Raw genomic sequence first — 22,180 nt, 5'->3', positions numbered from 1 at the left:
CGTGGTCGGCGCGATCACCCCGTCCACGAAGCTCTCCCAGCTCGTCTCCACGGCGGCGCCCAAGCTGGCGAACCACCGGGGGATCAGGCTCGTGGGGGACCTGCTGGAGTTCTGGCCCCGGCGCTACCTCGAACACACCGCTGACCTCGGCACGCTGCACGTCGGGATGTACGTCGTGGCTGTGGCGACGGTCAAGGCCGCCGCCACGCGGCCGATGAAGAACCGCCGCGGGGAGATGCTCACCGTCACGATCACCGACGGCGCGCACGAGGTGGACCTCGTGTTCTTCAAGGCGTGGGGACACCGTGATGCGCTGGTGCCGGGCACCACCGCCCTGTTCGCCGGCACGGTGGGGATGTACCGCGGACGCTGGCAGCTGGCCCACCCGGCATACCAGGTCATGCACGGCGGGCTGGGCGAGGCGGCCACGGACCGTGGCCCGATCCCGGTCTACCTCCAGGTGAAGGGCATGCAGAACTGGGCCGTCGCCGAGTGCGTGCGGCTGACCCTCGACCAGCTCGACGACCTGCCCGACCCGGTGCCGGCCGAGCTCCTCCGGCGGCGCGGACTGCCCGGTCGGCTGGAGGCGCTGCGGGGCATCCACGTCCCGGCCGAGATGGCGCAGGTCCACCTCGCGCGTCGGCGGATGCGGTACGAGGAGGCTCTCGTCCTGCAGACCCTGCTGGCCCAGCGCCGCGCCGAGAGCGCGCGCCAGCACACCGCGATCGCACGGACCCCCGGTCCGGGTGGGTTGCTCGACGCCTTCGACGCCCGGCTGCCCTTCGAGCTGACGGCGGGCCAGCGCGAGATCGGGGCGACCCTGGCCCGCGAGATGTCGGCCGACACCCCCATGAACCGGCTGGTGCAGGGCGAGGTCGGCTCGGGCAAGACCGTCATCGCGCTGCGTGCCATGCTGGCGGCCGTCGACGCGGGCGGCCAGGCTGCGTTGCTGGCTCCCACGGAAGTCCTTGCCGCACAACACCATCGGTCGATCACGGCGATGCTGGGTGACCTCGCCGAGCGCGGCATGCTCGGGGGCAGCGAGGTCGGCACCCAGGTGGCACTGCTCACCGGCAGCCAGTCGACGGCCGCCCGGAGGAAGACGCTGCTCGACCTGGCCAGTGGCGAGGCGGGGATTGTCATCGGCACGCACGCCCTGATCCAGGAGCACGTCCAGTTCTTCGACCTCGCGCTGGTCGTCGTGGACGAGCAGCACCGGTTCGGCGTCGAGCAGCGCGATGCCATGCGGGACAAGGCGAAGCACCCGCCGCACGTGCTCGTGATGACGGCCACGCCGATCCCGCGCACGGTGGCGATGACGGTCTTCGGCGACATGGAGACGTCGACGCTGACCGAGCTGCCGCGCGGGCGCGCACCCATCACCACCCACGTCGTCCCGACGGACAACCCGCGCTGGGTCGAGCGCACCTGGGAGCGCATCGCCGAGGAGGTCCGGACCGGCCGTCAGGCGTATGTCGTGTGTCCCAGGATCGTGGACACCGCCGAGTCCGAGGACTCCAGGGCTGGCGTCTCGGACGAGGAGGTCCCGGACGCGCCTGTCACGGGCGACGACGGCGAGCTCGACGATGGGGAGGCGGCGGAGCCGGTGGCGCCGCGTGCGTGGGCCAGTGTCCTGGCCGTGGTCGAGCAGCTCCGGTCCGACCCCGCTCTGGACGGCATCACCATCGACGTCCTGCATGGCCGGATGACTCCCGAGGACAAGGACGCCGCGATGGCGCGCTTCACCCGCGGCGAGACCGGCATCCTCGTCTCGACCACCGTCATCGAGGTCGGCGTCGACGTGGCCAACGCGACGGTGATGGTCGTGATGGACGCGGACCGGTTCGGGGTCTCCCAGCTGCACCAGCTCCGCGGGCGGGTGGGTCGTGGTGGTCACCCCGGGCTGTGCCTGCTCATGACGGGTGCCGAGGCCGACGGGGGAGCGCGAGAGCGGTTGGAGGCCGTGGCTGCCACCAGCGACGGCTTCGCCCTGGCCCAGCTCGACCTCGAGCTGCGTGGCACCGGCGACGTCCTCAGCGGGCGACAGAGCGGCGGCGGCCGGTCGACCCGGGGGATGGGCAGGGGCAGCTTCCGCTTCCTGTCCCTGGTGCGCGACGAGGAGCTCATCGTGCAGGCCCGCGAGGACGCGGCCGAGCTGGTGGCGGCCGATCCCGGCTTCGCGGCCCACCCCGAGCTCGCGGCGGCAGTGGCCGAGCGCCTCGACGCGGAGCAGGCAGCCTTCCTCGAGCGAGGTTGACCGGAAATGCGGCGGCGCCGGGACGAGGCTGCGGCCTAGTCTCGGAGCGTGCTGCTCTCCCATGACGACGACGGTTCCGGTCCCGCCGTCCTGCTGCTCCACGCCGGAGTCGCCGACCGGCGCATGTGGGACCCCCTCGTCCCCGGGCTGAGCCACATGTTCCGGGTGATCCGCCCCGACCTGCGAGGGTTCGGAGACTCCGCTCAACCGGGTGAGCAGTATGCCGATGCCGACGACCTCGACGCCCTTCTCGACTCGCTGGGGGTGGGTAGCGCGGCCGTCGTCGGCTCCTCCTACGGAGGCCGCGTGGCCATGGAGCTCGCGACGGCCCACCCCGCGCGCGTGTCGTCCCTCGTCCTGCTGGGCCCCGGCTACCGCGGACTGCAGCCCTCGGAGGAGGACGCGCCCGCCCTGGAGGCCTATGGCGACGCGGAGGAGCGCCTCCTCGAGGCGGGAGACCTCGCGGGAGCGGTCGCCCTGACCGTGGACACCTGGGTGGGACCGGAGGCCGGGCCCGAGGTCCGCGAGCTCGTTGCGACGATGCAGCGGCGTGCCTACGAGGTCCAGCTGGCGGCCGACGCCCAGGACCCGCCTCCCTCGACGCGTCGGGTCGAGGTCGACCCGACGGCGCTTGCGGTCGACACGCTCGTCGTCTCCGGCGCGCACGACCTCGGCCACTTCCGTGCCATCGCCGCCCACCTCGCCACGCAGATCCCGGGGGCGGACCACGTCGAGCTCGACTGGGCCGGCCACCTGCCGTCCCTCGAGCGACCCGACGCCGTGCTGGCCCTGCTGCTCGACGTGCTGCGCGACGACCCCACCGTGCACGCGCCCTGAGTCGCGGACCCTGAGCCGCTAACCCTGAGCCGCGACCGTGAGCCGCGACCCTGAGATCGGCGTCGCTGCTACGTTGCCGCCGTGACGCGGATCATCAGCGGGCGAGCCGGAAGCATGCGGCTGGCGACCCCGGCAGGCTCGGGCACCCGGCCCACCAGCGACCGGGTCCGGGAGGCGCTCTTCTCGCGCCTCGAGCACCTCGAGGTGTTGATCGGTGCGCGGGTCGTCGACCTGTATGCCGGGTCGGGCGCCCTCGGTCTCGAAGCCGCAAGCCGGGGCGCGTCCACGGTGCTGCTCGTGGAGTCCGACAAGGCCGCAGCGAAGGTGACCAAACAGAACGCGGGAGCACTCGGCATACCCGGGATCACGGTGCGGCACGCCACGGTGCAGCGCGTCCTGTCCGTGGGGCCGCCGGAGCCGCAGACGCTGGTCTTCCTGGACCCGCCGTACGAGCTCGGCGAGGACGCCCTGGCCGCAGACCTCGGGGCGCTCGTCGACCAGCAGTGGCTGGACCCCGAGGCGCTCGTGGTCGTCGAGCGGTCCTCGCGCTCACCGGAACCGGCCTGGCCGCAGGAGCTCGAGCTCGAGGGCGAGAGGCGCTACGGCGAGACCAAGATCTGGTTCGCGGGGCCGCGCACCCCCGACGTGGTCGCCTGACGCGCCGGAGCCCGACCGCGAGGCGGTCGGGCTCCGGCTGGCGTCGGTCGGTCAGACCGCGGGCGCCGCGGGCAGCAGGCTGAACTGCACGCCCCCGGTCTCGTCCACCGCGGCGTCGAGGACCTGGTCGCCGAGGGCCACGGCGGCCGTCTCGTCGAGGTAGACCTTGGCGCCGTCCTGCTCGACGACGGCGTCGCCGGGCTGCGCCTGCTCGGCAGTGGTCACGGTCAGGCCGCCGGAGTCGGCGCCCTCCTGGCTGAAGCGCAGACCCGCGTCCTCGGTGCTGAGGTTCTGGTCGACGATGGTCTTGACGATCGTGCTGGCGTTCTCGGTCAGGGTGAGCATGGGGCTCTCCGTTCTTCCGATTGGATCAGGCGATGGAGGTCAGGACCCCTCCACCGTGTCGCACCCGTGGGCGGACTTCAAACCGGGCGTCCGCTGGGTGGGACGAGGTCTCGGCACACCCCCGAGATGTGGCATCGCCGCAGGTGAGAGAGGGTGTGGGCATGACGGACTACGAGATTCCTCGGCCCACCGACGGCGACGTCGTCGACCTGATCCTCGACGACCACCGACTCTTTGAGGCACTCCTGCGCGACCTGCGTGACGCCACGGCGGACCGCGAGGCGGCCCGCGCGGCCCTGTCGGCCGTGCTCATCGCCCACGGCGAGGCGGAGGAGTCGAAGGTCTACTCGACCTTGCGGCGCAAGGACGCCATCACGCCCCACGAGGCCGAGCACGGCGAGGAGGAGCACGCGGAGGGGAACGAGGCCCTGCTCGCGCTCCTGGAGTGCAAGGGGACCGACACGCAGAAGTTCGACGACGCCGTCGAGGACCTCGCCACCGCCCTGAACCACCACATCGGCGAGGAGGAGCAGACCATCCTCAACCCGGCCCGCACGGAGGTGTCCGAGGAGGTGCGCCAGGACCTCGGGGCGCAGTGGGCGACCGAGCGCAACCGCCTGCTCGACGCGGGGGTCGGCAGCCTGACCTCGGTGCGCAAGGTCGTCGCCCGCGCACATCGGGAAGGGCTCCTGCCTGCCGACGACGAGGAAGGCGACAAGGAGGACGGCGACAAGGAGGACAAGGGGTAGCCCGCGGCGCTGCTAGCGTGCCCGTGTGACCAGTGCTGAGACGATGCGGGGGACCCGACGGTGTGTCTGCCCCGGCTCCTACGACCCCGTCACCCTCGGCCACGCCGACGTCATCCGGCGGGCCGCCTCGCTCTATGACGAGGTCGTCGTGGCGGTGCTGCACAACCCGGCCAAGCGGGGGACCTTCAGCCCGCAGGAGCGGCGTGACCTGATCCTCGAGGGGTGCGCCGACCTCGACAACGTCCGGGTGGAGCTGTTCGCCGACCGGCTGCTCGTCGACGTGTGTCGTGAGGTGGACGCGACGGCGATCGTCAAGGGACTGCGGGGCGGCACCGACTTCGCCTACGAGCTGCCCATGGCCCTGATGAACCGGCACCTCGCCGGCATCGAGACCGTCTTCCTGCCGGGCGACCCGAGCCTCGAACACATCTCGAGCTCGCTGGTCAAGGAGGTCGCGCGGTACGGCGGCGACGTCTCCGGACTGGTCAGCGACCGCGTCCGCGACGCCTTGCTGGCCCACCTGCGGGAGCAGTGACCTGACCTCGGGATCCCCACGGCCGGAACGCTTCCGGCCCGACATCGAGGGGTTGCGCGCCGTCGCCGTCCTGCTGGTGATGGCCTACCACGCGGGCCTTCCCCTGCCGAACGGCTTCCTCGGTGTCGACGTCTTCTTCGTCATCTCGGGCTTCCTCATCACGGGCCTGCTGGTCCGCGAGCTCGTCACGACCGGCACGGTCGACTGGGCGCGGTTCGTGGGTCGGCGGATCCGGCGCCTGCTGCCGGCGGCGATCCTCGTCCTGGTCGTCACGGCCCTCGTGGCGTGGGTCGTCGTCCCCGGCCTGCGTCGCCGCGAGATCGGCACCGACATCGCAGGCGCCGCGCTGTACGTCGTCAACTGGGTGTTCGCGCACCGCGCCGTCGACTACCTCGCCTCCGACAGCATCCCCTCGCCCGTCCAGCACTTCTGGTCGCTCGCGGTCGAGGAGCAGTTCTACGTCATCTGGCCGCTTGCCCTGATCGCGCTCGCACTCGTCCTGAGGCGGCTCGGACGCATGCCCACCACCGGCGCCGTGGGCGCCCTCCTGGCCGCCATCGCCCTGCCCTCCCTCGGGTATGCCGTGTGGCTGGGGGCCGTCGACCCCGCGCGGGCCTACTTCGTCACCACCACCCGGGCCTGGGAGCTGGGCGTCGGTGCGGCGCTCGCCGTCTGGTGCGCGGGCAGGCAGGCGCCGACCCGGCATACCGGGCTGGGGTCGGTCGCCGCGGGTGCGCCGGCTGGTGGGGGACGGGTCGCGGCGGTGGTGGGATGGGTCGGGCTGGCTGCGGTCCTGGCCGCCGCGTGCTGGCTGCCCGCCGGCGCGGTCACCCCCGGTCCCTGGACGCTCGCGCCGACGCTGGGTGCCGCCGCCGTGCTCTACGCCGGCTGGGCGGGCGCTCCCTCCGGTCCGGTCCGGCTCCTGGGAACCGCGCCGATGGTCTGGGTCGGCGGGCTGTCCTACTCGCTGTACCTCTGGCACTGGCCGGCGCTGGTGTTGGGCCGGTGGGCGTTCGGCGGGCTCGGCCCGGTGCAGCGGACCGGGGTCGTCGCCCTGGCCGTGGTGCTCGCCTGGCTGAGCCACCGGTTCCTGGAGAGCCCGATCCACCACAGCCGGGCGCTGGCGGCACGCACGCGCCCGGTGCTGGCCCTGGGCCTGGCCCTGTCGCTGGTCGGTGCCCTGGCGGCGGTCCCGCTCACCCAGGCATCGTCCCCGTTCCGGACCACGCCGCTGGCGGGTCCCCGGCCGGCCATCGACACCCTCGGGGCGGCCACCCTGACGTCGCCGCCGAGCACGGACCCGAGGACCTACGCGGTCGACGACTGGGGGTGGCTCACCCCGGACCCGCAGCTCGCCGGGCAGGACCGTCCCAAGGCCGACGTCGACCGCTGCCAGGTGGACAGGCTCGCCGAGGAGCCGGTGGCCTGCGAGTTCGGGGTGCCGGGCGGGACAACGACGGTGGCCCTGGTCGGGGACTCCAAGGCGATGCAGTGGTTGCCGGCACTGGAACGGCTCGCCCCGCAGCGCGGCTGGCGGATCGTGACGTACGGCAAGTCGGCGTGCGCCTTCGCCTCGGGCAACGCCCAGAGCGCCGGCCGGCCCTATCCAGCGTGCGACGAGTGGAACCGCCGGGTCCTGGCACGACTGCGCGCGGCACCGCCCGACCTGCTGCTGACCTCCGGGTACGCCTCGACGGCCTGGGACGGCTCCCGCGCCACCAGTGCAGCGCTGGTGGCCGGCCTCTCAGACCGGTGGTCGCAGCTGCGTGGGTCCGGCGTCCCCGTCGTCGTGCTCGGGGACAGCCCGGTGTCGCCCAACGACCTGGACGTCTGCGCGGCCCGCCACCCGCACCAGCTGAGCCGGTGCGCGTTCGGCCGCGACGCCGCCGTCGCCGGAAGTGGGCTGCCGGCCCAGCAGCGGGCCGCCACCGCCTCCGGGACCCCGCTCATCGACCTCACCCCGTGGATCTGCCCGGTGGAGCGCTGCCCCGTCGCCATCGGGAACGTCGCCATCCACCGGGCGGGAGACCACCTGACGGCGACCTACGTCCGCACCCTGGCCCCGGTCCTGGGAGCCGCACTGGACCGGGTGGCCCGCAGCGGACCGGCCTCCTGAGGGTGCCGGTCCGGACGCCGGTCCGGGTCCAAGCGGCCAGCCGGCATACCCGCGGCACACCCGTGCATTTGGGGGACTGGGCCGTGCTCCGGTAATCTCGTGCGTCGGTCTTGTCCTCGCCCGAGGCGAAGTCCGAGTCACTCGACGTCTGCTGGAGCCATGGAACACCTGAATCCCCGATCGCCGCTGGTCTTCGACACCACGGACCTCGGTCGGCGACCCGGTTCGATGGAACGCCTCCAGCGCACCATCGAGGCACCTGCCGACTTCGGCACGGACATCATCGCGGTCCCGCAGGGGGCACCGATCGAGCTGGAACTGCGGCTCGAGTCCGTCGTCGAGGGCGTGCTGGTCACCGGCTCGGCCCGCGCCACGGCGACCGGCGCCTGCGTGCGGTGCCTGGACCCCGTCAGCCACGAGGTTGAGGGGCACTTCCAGGAGCTGTTCGCCTACGCCGATCGCGCAGCCCACCACCGTGAGGTGGGAGCCAGCGACGACGAGACCGAGGAGCACACCCTCGAGGGCGACCTGTTCGACCTCGAACCCGTGCTCCTGGACACGGTGGTGCCCGCACTGCCGTTCCAGCCCGTGTGCCGCGACGACTGTCCGGGACTGTGCTCCGAGTGTGGAGCGCGCCTGGCGGACGACCCGGATCACCACCACGATGTGTTCGACCCCCGGTGGGCCGCGCTGAGCGCGCTGTCCGCCGAGAGCACCGACCTCCTGGGCAGCGCCCAGGGCGAAACCCGCAGCAACACCGAAGAGAAGAGGAACTGACGTGGCTGTCCCGAAGCGGAAGACGTCGCGCTCCAACACCCGTTCGCGTCGTGCGAACTGGAAGGCGACGGCGACCACGCTCACCACGTGCCCGCAGTGCAAGGCTGCGATGCAGCCGCACATCGCCTGCCCGTCCTGTGGCACCTACAAGGGCCGTCACTACACGCCGGCCGAGCGCACCGAGCACCAGGGCTGAGTCGCCCTGACCTGCGCGTGAGTCCCACTCCGTCCCCCACTCCGTCAGGCACGGGGGACAGCGCGACGCAGCGGCCCGTCGACGGCTTCGTCCAGCACCTCAGCGAGGTGGTGGGCAGCCCGGTCGACGAGTCGCTGCTCCTGCGTGCCCTCACGCACCGCTCGTACGCGTACGAGAACGGTGGCCTGCCCAACAACGAGCGCCTCGAGTTCCTCGGCGACTCGGTCCTCGGGCTCGTCGTCACCGACACGCTGTATGCCACGCACCCGGACCTGCCCGAGGGTCAGCTCGCCAAGCTGCGCGCCGCCGTCGTCAACATGCGGGCGCTGGCGGACGTCGCCCGCACGCTCGGCCTCGGCGACCACGTGATGCTCGGTCGCGGCGAGGAGAGCACCGGGGGACGCGACAAGGCCTCGATCCTCGCCGACACGATGGAGGCCGTCATCGGGACGGTCTATCTCTCCTGCGGCATGGTCGCCGCGGCGAACCTCGTGCACCACCTGCTCGACCCCCTGATGGCCGCCAGTGCCACCCTCGGCGCCGGCCTGGACTGGAAGACCAGCCTCCAGGAGCTGTCCGCGTCCACCACCCAGGGCGTCCCGGAGTACCGCGTCGAGGAGGAGGGCCCCGACCACGAGAAGACCTTCCACGCCGAGGCCGTCGTGGGCAACGAGGTCCTCGGCACCGGCACCGGACGGTCCAAGAAGGAAGCCGAGCAGCGTGCCGCCGAGCTCGCCTGGCGGGCCCTGAGCGCCCGGGCCGGCGAGGCCGTCATCGACGGAGACGCGGGTGCTGTGGCCCCAGATGTCACGGACGTCTCCGGCGTCGCGCAGGCCGACGAGGACGCGGTGGCGGGCTCGCCCTCCTAGGCGAGCACGCGGCATACCCATGCCTGAGCTGCCCGAGCTGTCGCATGCCTGAGCCGCGCGAGGCTTCGCATGCCTGAGCTGCCCGAGGTCGAAGTCGTGCGCCGCGGGTTGGCCGACCACGTCAGCGGTCGCACCATCGAACGCGCCGAGTTCCGCGGCCAGCGCGTCGCGCGACGCCACCTGCCCGGCCCGCTCGACCTCGCCGCCCGGCTCGAGGGGAACCACGTCGAAGAGGTCCGGCGGCGCGGCAAGTACCTGTGGCTGGTGCTCCGCTCGCCCGACGGCCACCAGCAGGGGCTCATCGCGCACCTGGGGATGAGCGGTCAGCTCCTCGTCGAACCCGCGGCGGCCGCCGAGGAGAAGCACCTGCACGCCCGCTTCACGTTCAGCGACGGCGACCCCGAGCTGCGGTTCGTCGACCAGCGGACGTTCGGCGGGATGGCCCTGGCCGAGCTGACGCCGGATGGCGTGCCCGAGCCGGTCGCCCACATCGCGCCCGACCCGCTCGAGGCGGCCTACGACCAGGTCGCGGTGGTGCGCCGGATGCGGACCCGCGACTCAGCCGTCAAGCGGGCGCTGCTCGACCAGTCCCTCGTCTCAGGGGTCGGGAACATCTATGCCGACGAGGCCCTGTGGCGGGCCCAGGTCCACGGTGAACGACTGTGCTCGTCGCTGACCAAGCCGGCGCTGTCGCGCATCCTGGACCACGCGCGGGAGGTGATGCTTGCGGCGCTGGGGGAGGGCGGGACGAGCTTCGACGCGCTCTACGTCAACGTCAACGGGGCGTCCGGCTACTTCGACAGATCACTGCACGCCTACGGCCAGGAGGGTCGGCCGTGCGACCGGTGCGGCACCCTCATCAGGCGCGAGGCGTTCATGAACCGTTCGTCGTTCTCCTGTCCCCGGTGCCAGCCCCGACCGCGACCCCGACCACGACCCAGCCCCCGGCCGCGTCGCGGCTGACAGGACGGGCCCCGCGGTTGTACAACTGAACCGAGAGGTGGTGCAGATGGATCACAGTGGTCCCGCTCGGGCGGTCATCTGGGTGCACGGTCGGGTGCAGGGCGTGGGGTTCCGCTGGTGGACCCGGGCGCGGGCGCTCGAGCTCGGCCTGGTCGGCCATGCCCGCAATGCAGGCGACGGCCGGGTCGAGGTGGTGGCCCAGGGCGACGAGGAGCGCATCCGTCAGCTGGTGGCCATGCTCGAGGAGCGACCCTCGCAGCACCTGCGGCCGGGGGAGGTCCACACCTGCGTGACGACCTGGGGTTCCCCGCGCGAAGGGCTCGCGGGCTTCGTCGAGAAGTGACCCCGGTGGCGGGTCTGCCGCAGGTGAGCGCACGACGACGCACGTGAGTCCACCGAAGCGGCATTGACCCTGCGGATTCCGGATGCCACCCTGAGAGATGCCCGGTTCGGGCGCCCGCAGCACGCGACCCCCGTCGTCTGCGGAGAAGGAGTCGACATGGCCAAGGCCCTGGTGGGCTATCGCGTGGCGTCCGACCCGCGACTGATGCTCGAGACCGTCGAGCTGCGCCGCCGCGTGCGCGACCTCGAGTTCCTCGTCGAACGGCTGCAACGTGACAACGACCAGCTGCGTGAGGATCTGAGACAGCCCGACGTCGTGGCGGCGGGCATGCCTACGATTGCCGGGTGAGCTCGCCCGCACAGACACCCGGTTCCGCGTCAGGACCCTGGTCCGGCGCGCCCGGTTCGCCCCGTTCGACCCCCGGTGATCTCGTGCGCCTCCGCGCGAGCATCGACAACATCGACGCTGCGCTGATCCACCTGCTGGCCGAGCGCTTCAAGTGCACCCAGCAGGTGGGCGAGCTCAAGGCCCGCGAGGGTATGCCGCCCGCTGACCCCGCGCGCGAAGAGGCCCAGATCGCGCGCCTGCGCGACCTCGCCGACCAGGCCGGGCTCGACCCGACGTTCGCCGAGAAGTTCCTCAACTTCGTGATCGCCGAGGTCATCCACCACCACGAGGCCATCGCCGGCTCCTGACGTCGGCTCCTCCCACACTTGTTGCGTCCTGGTGGTTAAGGACGGCCTCTGGGCAGGTCTCGTGACGACCCGCACGCAACAAGTCGCGACCTCCCTGGACTTGTTGCGTCCTGGTGGTCACGGAGGGTCCCTGTGCGGGTCTGGTGACGACCCGCCCGCAACAAGTCGGGGGAGGCACGGCCGGGAGGTCGAGTGTGGAGGACGTGCGGCATACCTCTGGCGTCACTCCTGTCCCACGATGCACAGGCAACGCAGGACCGCGGAAGGTGCCGGGAGCCCGCCGCTCCCGCGGGTAAGGTGGCCCCGATCCAGACGCCGCCCGCCATGAACCAGGAGCCGACCCGCTCGTGTACGTCAAGAGCCTGACCCTGAAGGGCTTCAAGTCCTTCGCCTCGGCGACCACGATGCGCCTCGAGCCCGGCATCACCTGCATCGTCGGGCCGAACGGCTCGGGCAAGTCGAACGTCGTCGACGCCCTCGCCTGGGTCATGGGCGAGCAGGGCGCCAAGAGCCTGCGCGGCGGCAAGATGGAGGACGTCATCTTCGCCGGGACGGCGGGACGTGCCCCCTTGGGTCGCGCCGAGGTGGCGCTCACGATCGACAACACCGACGGCGCGCTGCCGATCGACTACACCGAGGTCACGATCGCCCGGACGATGTTCCGCAACGGTGGCTCGGAGTACGCCATCAACGGCACGTCCTGTCGCCTGCTCGACGTCCAGGAGCTGCTGTCCGACTCCGGCATCGGTCGCGAGATGCACGTCATCGTCGGGCAGGGCCAGCTCGATGCCGTCCTGCGGGCGACCCCTGAGGAGCGGCGCGGCTTCATCGAGGAGGCCGCCGGGGTCCTCAAGCACCGCAAGCGCAAGGAGAAGGCGCTCCGCAAGCTCGAGTCCATGGAGGCCAACCTCACCCGGGTCAACGACCTGACCGGTGAGATCCGGCGTCAGCTCGGCCCCCTCGGCCGCCAGGCGGAGGCCGCCCGCAAGGCCGCCGTCATCCAGGCCGACGCCCGCGACGCGCGACTGCGGCTGCTCGCCGACGACCTCGTGCAGCTCACCTCCACGCTGGAGCAGGAGGTGGCCGACGAGACCGCCCTCATCGCCAAGCGCACCGAGGTCGAGGAGGGTCTGACCACCCTCCGGAGCCGGCTGGCCACCCTCGAGCAGCAGGCGCAGGACGCGGCGCCCGAGCTGGCCCGGGCGCAGGAGCGCTGGTTCGCACTCCAGCAGCTGCGCGACAAGCTCACCTCCACCGAGTCGCTCGCCGCCGAGCGCGTCCGGCTGCTCTCCCAGGACACCCAGGACGAGCAGACGTCGGGTCGCGATCCCGAGGAGCTGCGCGCGCAGGCCGTCGAGGCACGCAAGCAGGAGGAAGCCCTCCTCGCCGAGGTCCGTCAGGCCAGGACCGAGCTCGAGGACGCCGTCGCGGCGCGTGAGGCCGCAGAGCAGGCGTATGCCGCGGAGCAGCAGCGCCTCCAGCGCCTCGCCCGGGCCGCCGCCGACCGCCGCGAAGGGCTGGCCAAGCTGGCTGGTCAGGTGGGTGCGCGTCGCAGCAGGCTCGAGGCCGGGGAGGCCGAGATCGGCCGACTGCGGGGGGTCATCGAGCAGTCGCTGCAACGAGCTGCCGCCGCCGAGCAGGAGTTCCGCACCCTCGAGGCCTCCGTCGCGGTCGACGAGGAGGGCGAGGAGGGGCTCGACTCGGCCTACGAGCAGGCTGCCGCCGTCCTCGAGCAGGTCGAGGCCGAGGTCGAGCAGCATCGCGAGGCCGAGCGCCTCGCCGAGCGCGACCGCACCAGCGGCACGGCCCGCCTCGAGGCGCTCGAGCTGAGCCTGTCCCGCAAGGACGGCGCGGCCACCCTGCTGGCCGCCGCCGATGCCAGCCACGGAATCGTCGGCTCGGTCGCCTCGCTCCTCCAGGTCAAGGGCGGCCACGAGGCCGCCATCGCTGCAGCCCTGGGATGGGCGGGTGACGCGCTGGCCGTCGAGTCCGTCGACCACGCGGCGCGCGCCCTCAGCACCCTGCGCGCCGACGACGCGGGACGCGCGGCATTCCTCGTCGGCCAGACCGCCACCTCCAGCGACCCCTCGACCTGGCCCTCGCTGGACGGCACGGCGGTCTGGGCACGCGAGGTCGTGCAGGCTCCGGCCACCGTCCGCCCGGCCGTCGAGCAGCTCCTCGACCGGGTCGCCCTCGTGTCCGACCCCGTCCTGGCCGCCGCGCTGGTCGCCCGGGGCGAGGGCATCACCGCGGTGACCACCGACGGCGACGTGTTCGCGCCCGGGTTCGTCCGCGGTGGCAGCAGCCATGCGCCCAGCCTCATCGAGATCCAGTCCGCCGTCGACGAGACCCGCGACCGGGTGGCCGAGGCCACCCGCCGCGGGGAGCAGGCCCGGTTCGCGCTGACCGCGGCGCAGGAGCGGCACCGTGCGGCGAACGAGGAGGTCGAGGCCGCCCTCGAGCGGCTGCACGACTCCGACGCCAAGATGGCCGCCGTGGCCGAGCGCCTGGGGCAGCTCGGCGCCACGGTGCGCTCCGCGAAGGCCGAGGCCGAACGCACCGAACGCTCCATCGCCGACGCGACCGCCAGTCTCGAGAACGACCGCCGCGAGCTCGCCGAGCTGACCGAACGGCTCGACGAGGCCAGTGCCGAGCCGGCCGAGTCACAGGACCCGAGTACTGAGGAGCGTGACCGCCTCGAGCTCGAGGCCAGCCGTGCCCGCACCGGCGAGACCGAGCTCCGGCTGACCCTGCGTACCAGGGAAGAGCGAGCCCGGGCCCTCAAGGGCCGCGCCGACTCCCTCGAGGGGGCCGCGCGCAACGAGCTGGCCGCGCGTCAGCGGCTGGCGGCCCGACAGGAGCGCCGCAAGCGGGAGGTCACGGTGGCCGAAGCGGTCCGCCGCGGCGCGGCATACGCCTCCACGCTGATCGCGGAGGCGCTCGACACGGCGTCGCGCCAGCGGGCCACCGCCGAGCAGGAGCGCACCGAGCGCGACCAGGCGCTCAGCCAGGTGCGGCGGGAGGTCTCCGCCCTCCAGGACGACCTGCGCGAGCTCACCGACACCGTCCACCGCGACGAGGTCGCCCGCACGCAGCAGCGGCTGCGGATCGAGGCCATGCAGGCGAAGGCTGTCGAGGAGCTGGGGATCGACCCCGACGCCCTGATGGAGGAGTTCGGTCCCCACCAGCTCGTCCCCTTCGTGGCCGGACCCGACGACGACCCCGACACCATCCCGGAGCCGGCGCCCTACGTGCGCGAGGTCCAGGAGAAGCGGCTGCGCAAGGCCGACCGCGCGCTGGGCGCGCTCGGTCGGGTCAACCCGCTGGCGCTCGAGGAGTTCGCGGCGCTGGAGGAGCGCCACAAGTTCCTCACCGAGCAGCTCGAGGACCTCAAGAAGTCCAAGCGCGACCTGCTCGACATCGTCCGCGAGGTCGACGAGCGGGTCGAGCGCGTGCTCACCGAGGCGTTCCACGACACCGCGGCCCAGTTCGAGGGCGTCTTCAGCCGGCTGTTCCCCGGCGGCGAGGGCCGACTGACCCTCACCGACCCCGCCAACATGCTCACCACCGGGATCGAGGTCGAGGCGAGGCCCCCGGGCAAGAAGATCAAGCGGCTCTCGCTGCTGTCCGGCGGTGAGCGCTCGCTCGTGGCGGTCGCGCTGCTGGTGTCGATCTTCAAGGCGCGGCCCAGCCCGTTCTACATCATGGACGAGGTCGAGGCGGCGCTCGACGACGCCAACCTGGGTCGCCTGATCACCCTGTTCGAGGAGCTGCGCGACTCCAGCCAGCTCATCGTCATCACGCACCAGAAGCGCACCATGGAGGTCGCGGACGCGCTCTACGGTGTGTCGATGCGTGGTGACGGTGTGACCACTGTGGTGTCGCAGCGGATCCGCGACGTGGCGGCCCAGAGCGCCTGACCGCACCGTTGCTCGGAGCCCGGGCGCCACGAACGCGCAGGTCAGCGGGTATGCCGCCGTGCCCCACGTCACAGCGCCGGCTGCCCGCGGGCGGCGGGTCGATTTGAGCATTCCCGCTGCGAGGGGCACCCTTGAGGCATGACCGCCCTCATCATCGGAATGCTCATCTGCGTCGGACTGGCGGTCGCCGTGGTCGCCGTGGTCGCCATTCCCGCGCGTCGCGAGGGCCGGGAGCTCCTGACCCCCCAGGGGGAGGAGCTCATCGCCGTGGTCAAGGAGAAGACCGAGTCCACGCTGGAGAAGACCGGCGAGGCGATCACCTCCGCCAAGGACAAGGTCAGCGAGACCGTGACCAGCACGGTGAGCAGCCCGATGGGCAGCTCCGCCTCGAGCGAGGGCGTCGACGACGTCGGTCGCCACCGCGCCGTCTGACACCCCCACGCCCCGCGGCGTACCGCCGCGCACGCGGCATACCCCGTGGTCGTGGACTGCCCGCCGCGCCTGGCCCTTGGTCTGCCACCCATGCCCCGGTATCTGGAGCATCGCGGCCCGCAGTGACGCACTGAAGAGATGGACCGGACGGCCCCGACCGCGAGCAGCGGTCGGGGCCGTCCCGTTGCAATGAGAGGATGGCGCGCGTGATCGATCAGCTGTGGGAATGGGTTGTCATCGCCGTCGGGCTCGTCCTGGTCCTGGGCGGTGTGCTGCTGGGACTCGTCCGTGGGCGTGGGGGCCGCGGCAGGTCCGCGCCCGACCCGGCCCGCGCAAGCACGGGTTCCACGGACGTCCTGCCGGGAGTCGGTGACGACGCAGCGCCACCGCGGGACGCCCCGAAGCGCTCCATCGAGGACGCCGGCACGGTCGACACCCTGCCGGCCCCGCAGGAGGCCCTCCCATCGACGGAGGCCCCCGCCCTCGACCGTCCCGACGCGCCGGCCGGCCGTCTCCAGCGGCTCCGCGCCCGGCTGGCTCGCTCCAACACCGCCCTCGGGCACGGGCTCCTCACGCTGCTGTCCCGGGGCAGGCTCGACGAGGCCGCCTGGGAGGAGGTCGAGGACACCCTCATCGCCTCCGACCTCGGGGTCGAGGCCAGCACCGAGCTCGTCGAGACACTGCGCTCACGCGTCAAGATCGAGGGCACGACCGACGAGGCCACCGTCCGTGGCTGGCTCCGCGAGGACCTGCTCCGGCTGGTCGACCCGACCATGGACCGCACCGTCGTCAGCTCGCGGGTGGACGGTCGCCCCGCCGTGGTCCTGGTCGTCGGCGTCAACGGCACCGGCAAGACCACGACCGTCGGCAAGCTGGCCCGGGTGCTGGTCGCGGAGGACAAGGACGTCGTCCTCGGCGCCGCCGACACCTTCCGGGCCGCGGCCGCCGACCAGCTGGAGACGTGGGGCGCCCGGGTCGGGGTGCCGACCGTGCGCTCCGACCGGGACGGCGCCGACCCGGCCGCGGTGGCGTTCGACGCGGTGAAGGCGGGCGCTGAGCTGGAGGCGGACGTCGTGCTCATCGACACCGCCGGACGGCTGCACAACAAGGTCGGCCTGATGGACGAGCTCGGCAAGGTCAAGCGGGTGATCGAGAAGCAGAGTCCGATCGACGAGGTGCTGCTGGTCCTCGACGCCACCACCGGCCAGAACGGCCTGCGGCAGGCCGAGGTCTTCGCGCAGGTCGTGGATGTGACCGGCATCGTGCTCACCAAGCTCGACGGCACCGCCAAGGGCGGCATCGTGGTCTCGGTGCAGCGCAAGCTCGGCGTCCCGGTCAAACTCGTGGGTCTGGGGGAGGGCCCGGACGACCTCGCGCCCTTCGACCCGCAGGCCTTCGTCGACGCCCTCCTTGCGTGAGGAACCCCCTCCTTGCGTGAGGAACCGCTGAGCGGCGGCAACACGGGCCTGGTCGTCCGGGTGGGCGACACGGTCCGCCGGCAGGCCGGACACTGGACGCCTGCCGTGCACGCCCTCCTGGACCACCTCGCGGGCGCGGGGTTCGACGCGGCCCCGCGCGCCCGGGGGACCGACGCGCTGGGACGCGAGGTCGCGTCATACATCGAGGGTGTCGCAGGGACGCTGGGACCCGAGCCGCTGGCCCCCGAGTTCCAGACCGTCGCGGCGTGCCGTGCCATCGGGGCCTGGCTGCGGGCCTTCCACGACGCCCAGGCCGGCTTCGAACCCGACCCCTCGCTGCCGTGGCGGGTGGTGCCGGGCCGGACGCTGCGCTCGGGTGAGGTGGTGGTGCACCGCGACGTGGGCACCTACAACACGGTGCTGCGCGCTGACGGGTCGTTCGCCGTCATCGACTTCGACTTCGCGTCGCCGGGGAGCCCGGTCGAGGACATCGCCTACGTGCTGTGGTCGTGGACGCCCTTGTGGCACGACCCGGCGGCCGTGCGCCGAGAGCTGGGCGAGGTGACGATGGCGGACCGGCTGCACAAGTTCGCGGCGGTCCTCGACGGGTATGCCGCCGGTGCCGAGCTGCGGGCGCAGGTCCCGGACGCGGTGCTGGGGCGCATGGTCGAGCAGGCCAGGACCCTCGAAGAGCTTGCGGCGCAGGGGGATCCGGCGTTCGTGCGCATGGTGGCCGATGGCCACGCCGAGCGCCCGCTGCGCGACGCGGAGTGGTTCGCGTCGCGGCGGGGGCTCTTCGCCGCCGCCATCGCGTGACCAGTCCCGCCCACCCTGATGGCCTAGCCTGAGCGCGTGGAAACGGCGGTGCAGCGACTCGGTCGAGCGGGCAGGACGTGGCGAGTGGCCGCCGTCCTCGCGTTCGCCGTGCTGTTCTGCGCGGGATCGCTGGTGGGCGACGACGACTGGTGGCCGTTCGGCCCGTGGCGGATGTTCTCCACCTCCCAGGCCGCCACGGGATCCGTGTGGTCGACCGAGATCGAGGTCCAGACCGCGGACGCTCGAGGGCAGTGGGTGCCCGCGCCGCTCACCCCCGAGAACGTCGGCCTGAACCGTGCCGAGATCGAGGGCCGCATCCCCCAGATCGAGGCCGACCCCTCCCGGCTGGGCACCCTGGCGCGCAGCCACGCCGCGCTGCGCCCGCGGTCGGCGCAGTGGACCGCGCTGCGGGTCGTGCGGCGCCTCATCGTCGTGGTCGACCGCAAGCCGACCGGCGAGGTGCGCACCGAGGTGCTCGCCCACTGGGAGGCGCCGTGAGCAGCCGGCCGGGTGCCGGGACGGGCATCGCGCCAGGCCCGGTGGCGCGGTTGTCGCGGTGGCTGTTCGCCCCCATGCCGCTGGCGCGGGTGGCGGCGCTGAGGGTCCTCGTCTTCGCGTTCGTCATCGTCGACGTGGTCCTGCTGCACACCTCCGGCTGGTACCACGGCTTCGCGGACCCCGTCTGGTACGAGCCCCTCGTCATGGGCAAGGTCCTGCACCTGCCCGCCGCCTCGATCCCGCTGGTCGAGGCCCTCAAGTGGGGCTGCGTCGTCGCGTCCCTGGCCGCCATCACCGGCCGAGCGCCGCGGCTGCTCGGCTGGACGGTCGCGGTCGGGTGGGTCTGGTACCAGTACGTCGCCTTCTCCTACGGCAAGGTCGACCACGACCGGGCCGACTTCGTGGTGGCCCTCGCGCTGCTGCCCACGGTCGGGCTGGCGCACCTGTCCGACCAGCGGCGCAGCGAGGCCGCGGGCTTCGCGCTGCGCGCCGTCCAGCTGGCTGCCGTCGCCACCTACTTCCTGTCGTCCTGGGCCAAGATCCGGTTCGGCGGCTGGGAGTGGGTCAACTCGGCCACGATGGTGCGGGCGGTCGTGCGCCGTGGCACCCCGATGGCGCACTGGCTGCTCGAGATGCCGTGGACGCTGCACTGGTTCCAGTGGGTGCTGATGGGCGCCGAGCTCACCTCACCGGTGATCTTCCTGCTGTCCGAGCGGTGGCGTCGCCGGGTGGTGGGTGGCTGGTTCATCTTCCACACCATGACCTATGCCGCCATCACCATCGCCTTCTGGCCGCACCTGGTGATGATGCTCGCCTTCCTCCCGCTCGAGCGGTATGCAGCGTGGCTGCGTTCTCGTCGGTGGGTGCGGGTCGTGGAGAGGGTCGTGGAACAGAGGCGTTCGCGGGTTCCCGGGGAGTCGCCGGACCTGCCGGAGCGGGACTCGCCCGAGCGGGATCCTGTGCCGGCCTCGAGTCCCTGAAGCATCCGCGGACTGCGGATAGGGTCGCTGGGGTGAGCAGAGACGAGCACGTGTCCGCGTTCCTGTCGGCCGTCGACCTGTCGCTGGCGCTGGCGTCGAGACCCCAGGTACGCGAGGCCTGGGAGCGGGAGAGCGCCTGTGCCGGGATGACCGTGGGAGGCCTGACGCACCACCTGCTCAGCCAGGTCGGCAACACCGTCCGAGGCCTGCGTGCCGCGCCGGACGGGCCACCCCCGATCGCGCTGCTCGAGCACTACGACCGGGCTGCCTGGGTCGAGGCCGGCCCGGACGACGAGGTCAACAAGTCCATCCGGGACAGGGACAACGACAGCGCCCAGGTGGGTCCCGACGTCGTCCTCGAGCTGGCCGGGGAGTGGGCGGACGACGTGGCCGTGCTGGTCGAGGCCCCCCGCGACCCCGACACCATCTTCATCCCGTGGCAGGGCTGGTCGCTCACGACCGAGGACTTCCTGACGACCCGGATGATGGAGATGGTCGTGCACGGCGACGACCTGGCCGCGAGTGTCGGGCTCGAGACGCCGACCTACCCCGCGGGGGTCCTCACGCCCGTCCTCGGGCTGCTCACCGGTGTCGCAGTCCGTCGCCACGGCCAGACCGCGGTGGTCCGGGGCCTGAGTCGCCCGCAGCGCGCACCTGCCTCCATCTCGGCCTTCTGAGCCCGCCAGCCACGACGCAGTCGGCCGGTCCCACCATGCGAGACGCTGACCAGCCGGTTACCTGATGCTTACCGATGTGAGGATCCGCTAACACGCCCGTAACACACCGCGGCGCTGCGCGAAATGCTGCACCGGCACAGTCTTCGCCATGAACGCACTCACACTTGCGGCGGCCGACACGCCGTTCATCGACAGCGGGAACACCGCCTGGGTCCTCGCTGCGGCGGCCCTGGTGTTGTTCATGACCCCCGGGCTCGCCCTCTTCTACGGCGGCATGGTCCGGACCAAGAGCGTGCTCAACATGATGATGATGAGCTTCATCAGCATGGGCACGGTCGGAACCGTGTGGATCCTCTGGGGCTACAGCGAGGCCTTCGGGCCCGACGTGGGCGGCGGCCTGATCGGCAACCCCTTCACCCACTTCGGGCTCAAGGGTGTCCTCGACGCCATCTACGGCTTCGTCCCGGCCACCAAGACCGCCGCGGCAGCTGGCGGCATACCGGGGCCGGCGTTCGTCGCGTTCCAGGTGGTGTTCGCCATCATCGCGGTCGCCCTGGTCTCCGGCGCGATCGCCGACCGGGCCAAGTTCACCGCCTGGACCGTCTTCACCGTCGTGTGGGCCACCCTGGTCTACTTCCCGGCGGCGCACTGGGTGTTCGCCTTCAGCGGCTACGCGGCCCAGACCGGCGGCTGGATCGCCAACAAGGCCGGCGGGATGTTCCTCGGCGGGGCCGGGGCCTACGACTTCGCCGGTGGCACCGCGATCCACATCAACGCCGGCGCGGCGGGCCTGGCGCTCGCGCTCGTGCTCGGCAAGCGCATCGGGTTCGCCAAGGAGCCCATGCGTCCGCACAACCTCACGCTGGTCATGATCGGTGCGGGCATCCTGTGGTTCGGCTGGTTCGGCTTCAACGCGGGCTCCGCGCTCGGCGCCGGAGCGCAGGCTGCGGGGGTCTGGGTCAACACCCTGGCCGCCACCTGCACGGCGATGCTGGGCTGGTTGCTCGTGGAGAAGCTGCGCGACGGCCACTTCACCTCCCTCGGCGCTGCCTCGGGCATCGTCGCCGGACTGGTGGCGATCACCCCGGCCTGCGCGACCGTGTCGCCGATCGGTGCGCTCATCGTCGGCCTCGCGGCCGGAGCCGGCTGTGCGCTCGCGGTGGGGCTGAAGTTCCGCTTCGGCTTCGACGACAGCCTCGACGTGGTGGGTGTCCACCTCGTCGGTGGTCTCATCGGCACCCTGCTCATCGGCCTGCTGGCCACCAAGGGCAGCCCCACGGGTGCCGCCGGCCTGACCGTCAACGAGGGTCTGTTCTACGGCGGTGGCCTGTCCCAGCTGGGAGCGCAGGCGCTGGGTGCCTTCAGCGTCCTCATCTTCTCGTTCGTGGTCACCTACCTGATCGGCCTGGCGATCCACAAGACCATGGGCTTCCGGGTCGACGAGGCCGACGAGGCCCAGGGCGTCGACCTCTCCGAGCACGCTGAGACGGCCTACGATCTCAGTGGCCTCAGCGGCGGACGCTTCGGCTCCGGTTCGGCAGTGACCACGACGGCCTCGGCCAAGACCAAGGAGGGAGCACCCGCATGAAGCTCGTGACCGCGATCATCAAGCCCCACCAGCTCGACGAGGTGAAGGAGGCCCTGGAGGCCTACGGCATCTCGGGCATGACCGTCAGCGAGGTGTCCGGCTACGGCCGCCAGCGCGGCCACAGCGAGGTCTACCGCGGAGCGGAGTACACCGTGGACTTCGTCCCCAAGGTCCGCGTCGAGGTACTCGTGGACGACATCGACGCCACCTCGGTGGCCGACGTCATCCTCAAGGCGGCACAGACCGGCCGCATCGGCGACGGCAAGATCTGGACCGTCCCGGTCGACGACGTCGTCCGGGTCCGCACCGGAGAGCGCGGCGTCGACGCCCTCTAGGGCAACAGCAACCACTGGGTATGGCGCCCGGTCCCGTTCACGGGGCCGGGCGCCATCGGCTGCGCGCGGCATACCGGCCACCCGCCGCGCCCCGGCCGAGCCAGGTCTGGCGACGGCTGAGCCGGACTTCACACGTCCCCACCACGTCTAACACGGGCGTAACACGACGGCCCCCGT

At 72.2% G+C, this 22,180-nt stretch carries 23 protein-coding genes; 22 read left to right on the top strand and 1 reads right to left on the bottom strand.

Going from position 1 to position 22,180, the window contains the following annotated elements; all coding sequences use genetic code 11:
* The first annotated feature begins 1 nt into the window (after nucleotide 1).
* The 3 genes from BJ986_RS02175 to rsmD all read left to right on the top strand — a co-directional run bounded on the left by BJ986_RS02175 (nucleotide 2) and on the right by rsmD (nucleotide 3,751).
* On the top strand, nucleotides 2–2,257 hold the full coding sequence (locus tag BJ986_RS02175; protein ID WP_179420511.1) for a DEAD/DEAH box helicase: 2,256 nt from the start codon (nucleotides 2–4) through the stop codon (nucleotides 2,255–2,257).
* Between the two features lie 48 nt (nucleotides 2,258–2,305).
* The gene (locus BJ986_RS02170; RefSeq protein WP_179420510.1) at nucleotides 2,306–3,094 is read left to right on the top strand and encodes an alpha/beta fold hydrolase; all 789 of its coding nucleotides are present in this window, start codon (nucleotides 2,306–2,308) and stop codon (nucleotides 3,092–3,094) included.
* A gap of 81 nt (nucleotides 3,095–3,175) precedes the next feature.
* On the top strand, nucleotides 3,176–3,751 hold the full coding sequence (rsmD, locus tag BJ986_RS02165; protein WP_179420509.1) for a 16S rRNA (guanine(966)-N(2))-methyltransferase RsmD: 576 nt from the start codon (nucleotides 3,176–3,178) through the stop codon (nucleotides 3,749–3,751).
* Between the two features lie 51 nt (nucleotides 3,752–3,802).
* Here the strand turns inward: rsmD and BJ986_RS02160 are convergent, their stop codons facing one another.
* Nucleotides 3,803–4,096, bottom strand: a complete 294-nt coding sequence (locus tag BJ986_RS02160; protein WP_179420508.1) for a Fe-S cluster assembly protein HesB — start codon at nucleotides 4,094–4,096, stop codon at nucleotides 3,803–3,805.
* 161 nt (nucleotides 4,097–4,257) lie between these two features.
* Between BJ986_RS02160 and BJ986_RS02155 the strand changes: the two genes are divergently transcribed.
* The 19 genes from BJ986_RS02155 to BJ986_RS02065 all read left to right on the top strand — a co-directional run bounded on the left by BJ986_RS02155 (nucleotide 4,258) and on the right by BJ986_RS02065 (nucleotide 22,003).
* Entirely contained in the window at nucleotides 4,258–4,845 is a 588-nt protein-coding gene (locus BJ986_RS02155) for a hemerythrin domain-containing protein (RefSeq protein ID WP_179420507.1), read from the top strand.
* A 43-nt stretch (nucleotides 4,846–4,888) separates the two neighbouring features.
* Nucleotides 4,889–5,380, top strand: coding sequence for a pantetheine-phosphate adenylyltransferase (gene coaD, locus BJ986_RS02150; protein WP_179423394.1), 492 nt, complete (start codon nucleotides 4,889–4,891; stop codon nucleotides 5,378–5,380).
* 52 nt (nucleotides 5,381–5,432) lie between these two features.
* Nucleotides 5,433–7,496, top strand: a complete 2,064-nt coding sequence (locus tag BJ986_RS02145) for an SGNH hydrolase domain-containing protein (RefSeq protein WP_179420506.1) — start codon at nucleotides 5,433–5,435, stop codon at nucleotides 7,494–7,496.
* 159 nt (nucleotides 7,497–7,655) lie between these two features.
* Nucleotides 7,656–8,273: a YceD family protein gene (locus BJ986_RS02140; protein WP_179420505.1), complete on the top strand. Its 618-nt coding sequence runs from the start codon at nucleotides 7,656–7,658 to the stop codon at nucleotides 8,271–8,273.
* 1 nt (nucleotide 8,274) lies between these two features.
* Nucleotides 8,275–8,469: a 50S ribosomal protein L32 gene (gene rpmF / locus BJ986_RS02135; RefSeq protein ID WP_056922518.1), complete on the top strand. Its 195-nt coding sequence runs from the start codon at nucleotides 8,275–8,277 to the stop codon at nucleotides 8,467–8,469.
* 17 nt (nucleotides 8,470–8,486) lie between these two features.
* Complete coding sequence (rnc, locus tag BJ986_RS02130; protein ID WP_337794666.1) at nucleotides 8,487–9,338, top strand: ribonuclease III; 852 nt, start codon at nucleotides 8,487–8,489, stop codon at nucleotides 9,336–9,338.
* 69 nt (nucleotides 9,339–9,407) lie between these two features.
* Nucleotides 9,408–10,301: a bifunctional DNA-formamidopyrimidine glycosylase/DNA-(apurinic or apyrimidinic site) lyase gene (gene mutM / locus BJ986_RS02125; protein WP_179420504.1), complete on the top strand. Its 894-nt coding sequence runs from the start codon at nucleotides 9,408–9,410 to the stop codon at nucleotides 10,299–10,301.
* 46 nt (nucleotides 10,302–10,347) lie between these two features.
* The gene (locus BJ986_RS02120; protein WP_179420503.1) at nucleotides 10,348–10,644 is read left to right on the top strand and encodes an acylphosphatase; all 297 of its coding nucleotides are present in this window, start codon (nucleotides 10,348–10,350) and stop codon (nucleotides 10,642–10,644) included.
* A 156-nt stretch (nucleotides 10,645–10,800) separates the two neighbouring features.
* Nucleotides 10,801–10,992, top strand: a complete 192-nt coding sequence (locus tag BJ986_RS02115; RefSeq protein WP_179420502.1) for a hypothetical protein — start codon at nucleotides 10,801–10,803, stop codon at nucleotides 10,990–10,992.
* Nucleotides 10,993–11,075: 83 nt separating this feature from the next.
* The gene (locus tag BJ986_RS02110; protein WP_337795446.1) at nucleotides 11,076–11,339 is read left to right on the top strand and encodes a chorismate mutase; all 264 of its coding nucleotides are present in this window, start codon (nucleotides 11,076–11,078) and stop codon (nucleotides 11,337–11,339) included.
* Nucleotides 11,340–11,686: 347 nt separating this feature from the next.
* Nucleotides 11,687–15,259, top strand: coding sequence for a chromosome segregation protein SMC (gene smc / locus BJ986_RS02105; RefSeq protein WP_179420500.1), 3,573 nt, complete (start codon nucleotides 11,687–11,689; stop codon nucleotides 15,257–15,259).
* Nucleotides 15,260–15,397: 138 nt separating this feature from the next.
* On the top strand, nucleotides 15,398–15,691 hold the full coding sequence (locus BJ986_RS02100) for a hypothetical protein (RefSeq protein ID WP_179420499.1): 294 nt from the start codon (nucleotides 15,398–15,400) through the stop codon (nucleotides 15,689–15,691).
* Nucleotides 15,692–15,888: 197 nt separating this feature from the next.
* A complete protein-coding gene (gene ftsY, locus BJ986_RS02095) occupies nucleotides 15,889–17,109 on the top strand; it encodes a signal recognition particle-docking protein FtsY (RefSeq protein WP_179420498.1) in 1,221 nt (406 codons plus the stop codon).
* 12 nt (nucleotides 17,110–17,121) lie between these two features.
* Complete coding sequence (locus tag BJ986_RS02090; RefSeq protein WP_179420497.1) at nucleotides 17,122–17,925, top strand: phosphotransferase; 804 nt, start codon at nucleotides 17,122–17,124, stop codon at nucleotides 17,923–17,925.
* Between the two features lie 36 nt (nucleotides 17,926–17,961).
* Complete coding sequence (locus BJ986_RS02085; protein ID WP_179420496.1) at nucleotides 17,962–18,423, top strand: hypothetical protein; 462 nt, start codon at nucleotides 17,962–17,964, stop codon at nucleotides 18,421–18,423.
* On the top strand, nucleotides 18,420–19,403 hold the full coding sequence (locus BJ986_RS02080) for an MFS transporter permease (protein ID WP_179420495.1): 984 nt from the start codon (nucleotides 18,420–18,422) through the stop codon (nucleotides 19,401–19,403). Before BJ986_RS02085 ends, BJ986_RS02080 begins: the two co-directional genes overlap by 4 nt.
* 32 nt (nucleotides 19,404–19,435) lie before the next feature.
* Nucleotides 19,436–20,080: a maleylpyruvate isomerase N-terminal domain-containing protein gene (locus BJ986_RS02075; RefSeq protein ID WP_337794665.1), complete on the top strand. Its 645-nt coding sequence runs from the start codon at nucleotides 19,436–19,438 to the stop codon at nucleotides 20,078–20,080.
* 148 nt (nucleotides 20,081–20,228) lie between these two features.
* Nucleotides 20,229–21,668, top strand: coding sequence for an ammonium transporter (locus BJ986_RS02070; RefSeq protein WP_179420494.1), 1,440 nt, complete (start codon nucleotides 20,229–20,231; stop codon nucleotides 21,666–21,668).
* Nucleotides 21,665–22,003 carry a P-II family nitrogen regulator gene (locus BJ986_RS02065; RefSeq protein ID WP_179420493.1) on the top strand — a complete coding sequence of 113 codons (339 nt, stop codon included), beginning with the start codon at nucleotides 21,665–21,667 and terminating at the stop codon, nucleotides 22,001–22,003. The genes BJ986_RS02070 and BJ986_RS02065 overlap by 4 nt, the downstream gene beginning before the upstream one ends.
* Nucleotides 22,004–22,180 lie beyond the last annotated feature (177 nt).

Origin of the sequence: Pedococcus badiiscoriae (assembly GCF_013408925.1) — a bacterium.
Lineage (GTDB): Bacteria > Actinomycetota > Actinomycetes > Actinomycetales > Dermatophilaceae > Pedococcus > Pedococcus badiiscoriae.
Note: the sequence above shows the minus strand (reverse complement) of the source record. Positions and strands in the feature narration are given on the sequence as shown.

Excerpts from the sequence above, each read along its gene's own strand:
- coaD (WP_179423394.1), top strand. The coding sequence starts at position 4,889 with ATGCGGGGGACCCGACGGTGTGTCTGCCCCGGCTCCTACGACCCCGTC.
- BJ986_RS02120 (WP_179420503.1), top strand. The coding sequence starts at position 10,348 with ATGGATCACAGTGGTCCCGCTCGGGCGGTCATCTGGGTGCACGGTCGG.
- mutM (WP_179420504.1), top strand. The coding sequence starts at position 9,408 with ATGCCTGAGCTGCCCGAGGTCGAAGTCGTGCGCCGCGGGTTGGCCGAC.
- BJ986_RS02160 (WP_179420508.1), bottom strand. The coding sequence starts at position 4,096 with ATGCTCACCCTGACCGAGAACGCCAGCACGATCGTCAAGACCATCGTC.
- ftsY (WP_179420498.1), top strand. The coding sequence starts at position 15,889 with ATGGCGCGCGTGATCGATCAGCTGTGGGAATGGGTTGTCATCGCCGTC.
- BJ986_RS02100 (WP_179420499.1), top strand. The coding sequence starts at position 15,398 with ATGACCGCCCTCATCATCGGAATGCTCATCTGCGTCGGACTGGCGGTC.
- BJ986_RS02065 (WP_179420493.1), top strand. The coding sequence starts at position 21,665 with ATGAAGCTCGTGACCGCGATCATCAAGCCCCACCAGCTCGACGAGGTG.
- BJ986_RS02070 (WP_179420494.1), top strand. The coding sequence starts at position 20,229 with ATGAACGCACTCACACTTGCGGCGGCCGACACGCCGTTCATCGACAGC.
- BJ986_RS02140 (WP_179420505.1), top strand. The coding sequence starts at position 7,656 with ATGGAACACCTGAATCCCCGATCGCCGCTGGTCTTCGACACCACGGAC.
- BJ986_RS02115 (WP_179420502.1), top strand. The coding sequence starts at position 10,801 with ATGGCCAAGGCCCTGGTGGGCTATCGCGTGGCGTCCGACCCGCGACTG.
- BJ986_RS02155 (WP_179420507.1), top strand. The coding sequence starts at position 4,258 with ATGACGGACTACGAGATTCCTCGGCCCACCGACGGCGACGTCGTCGAC.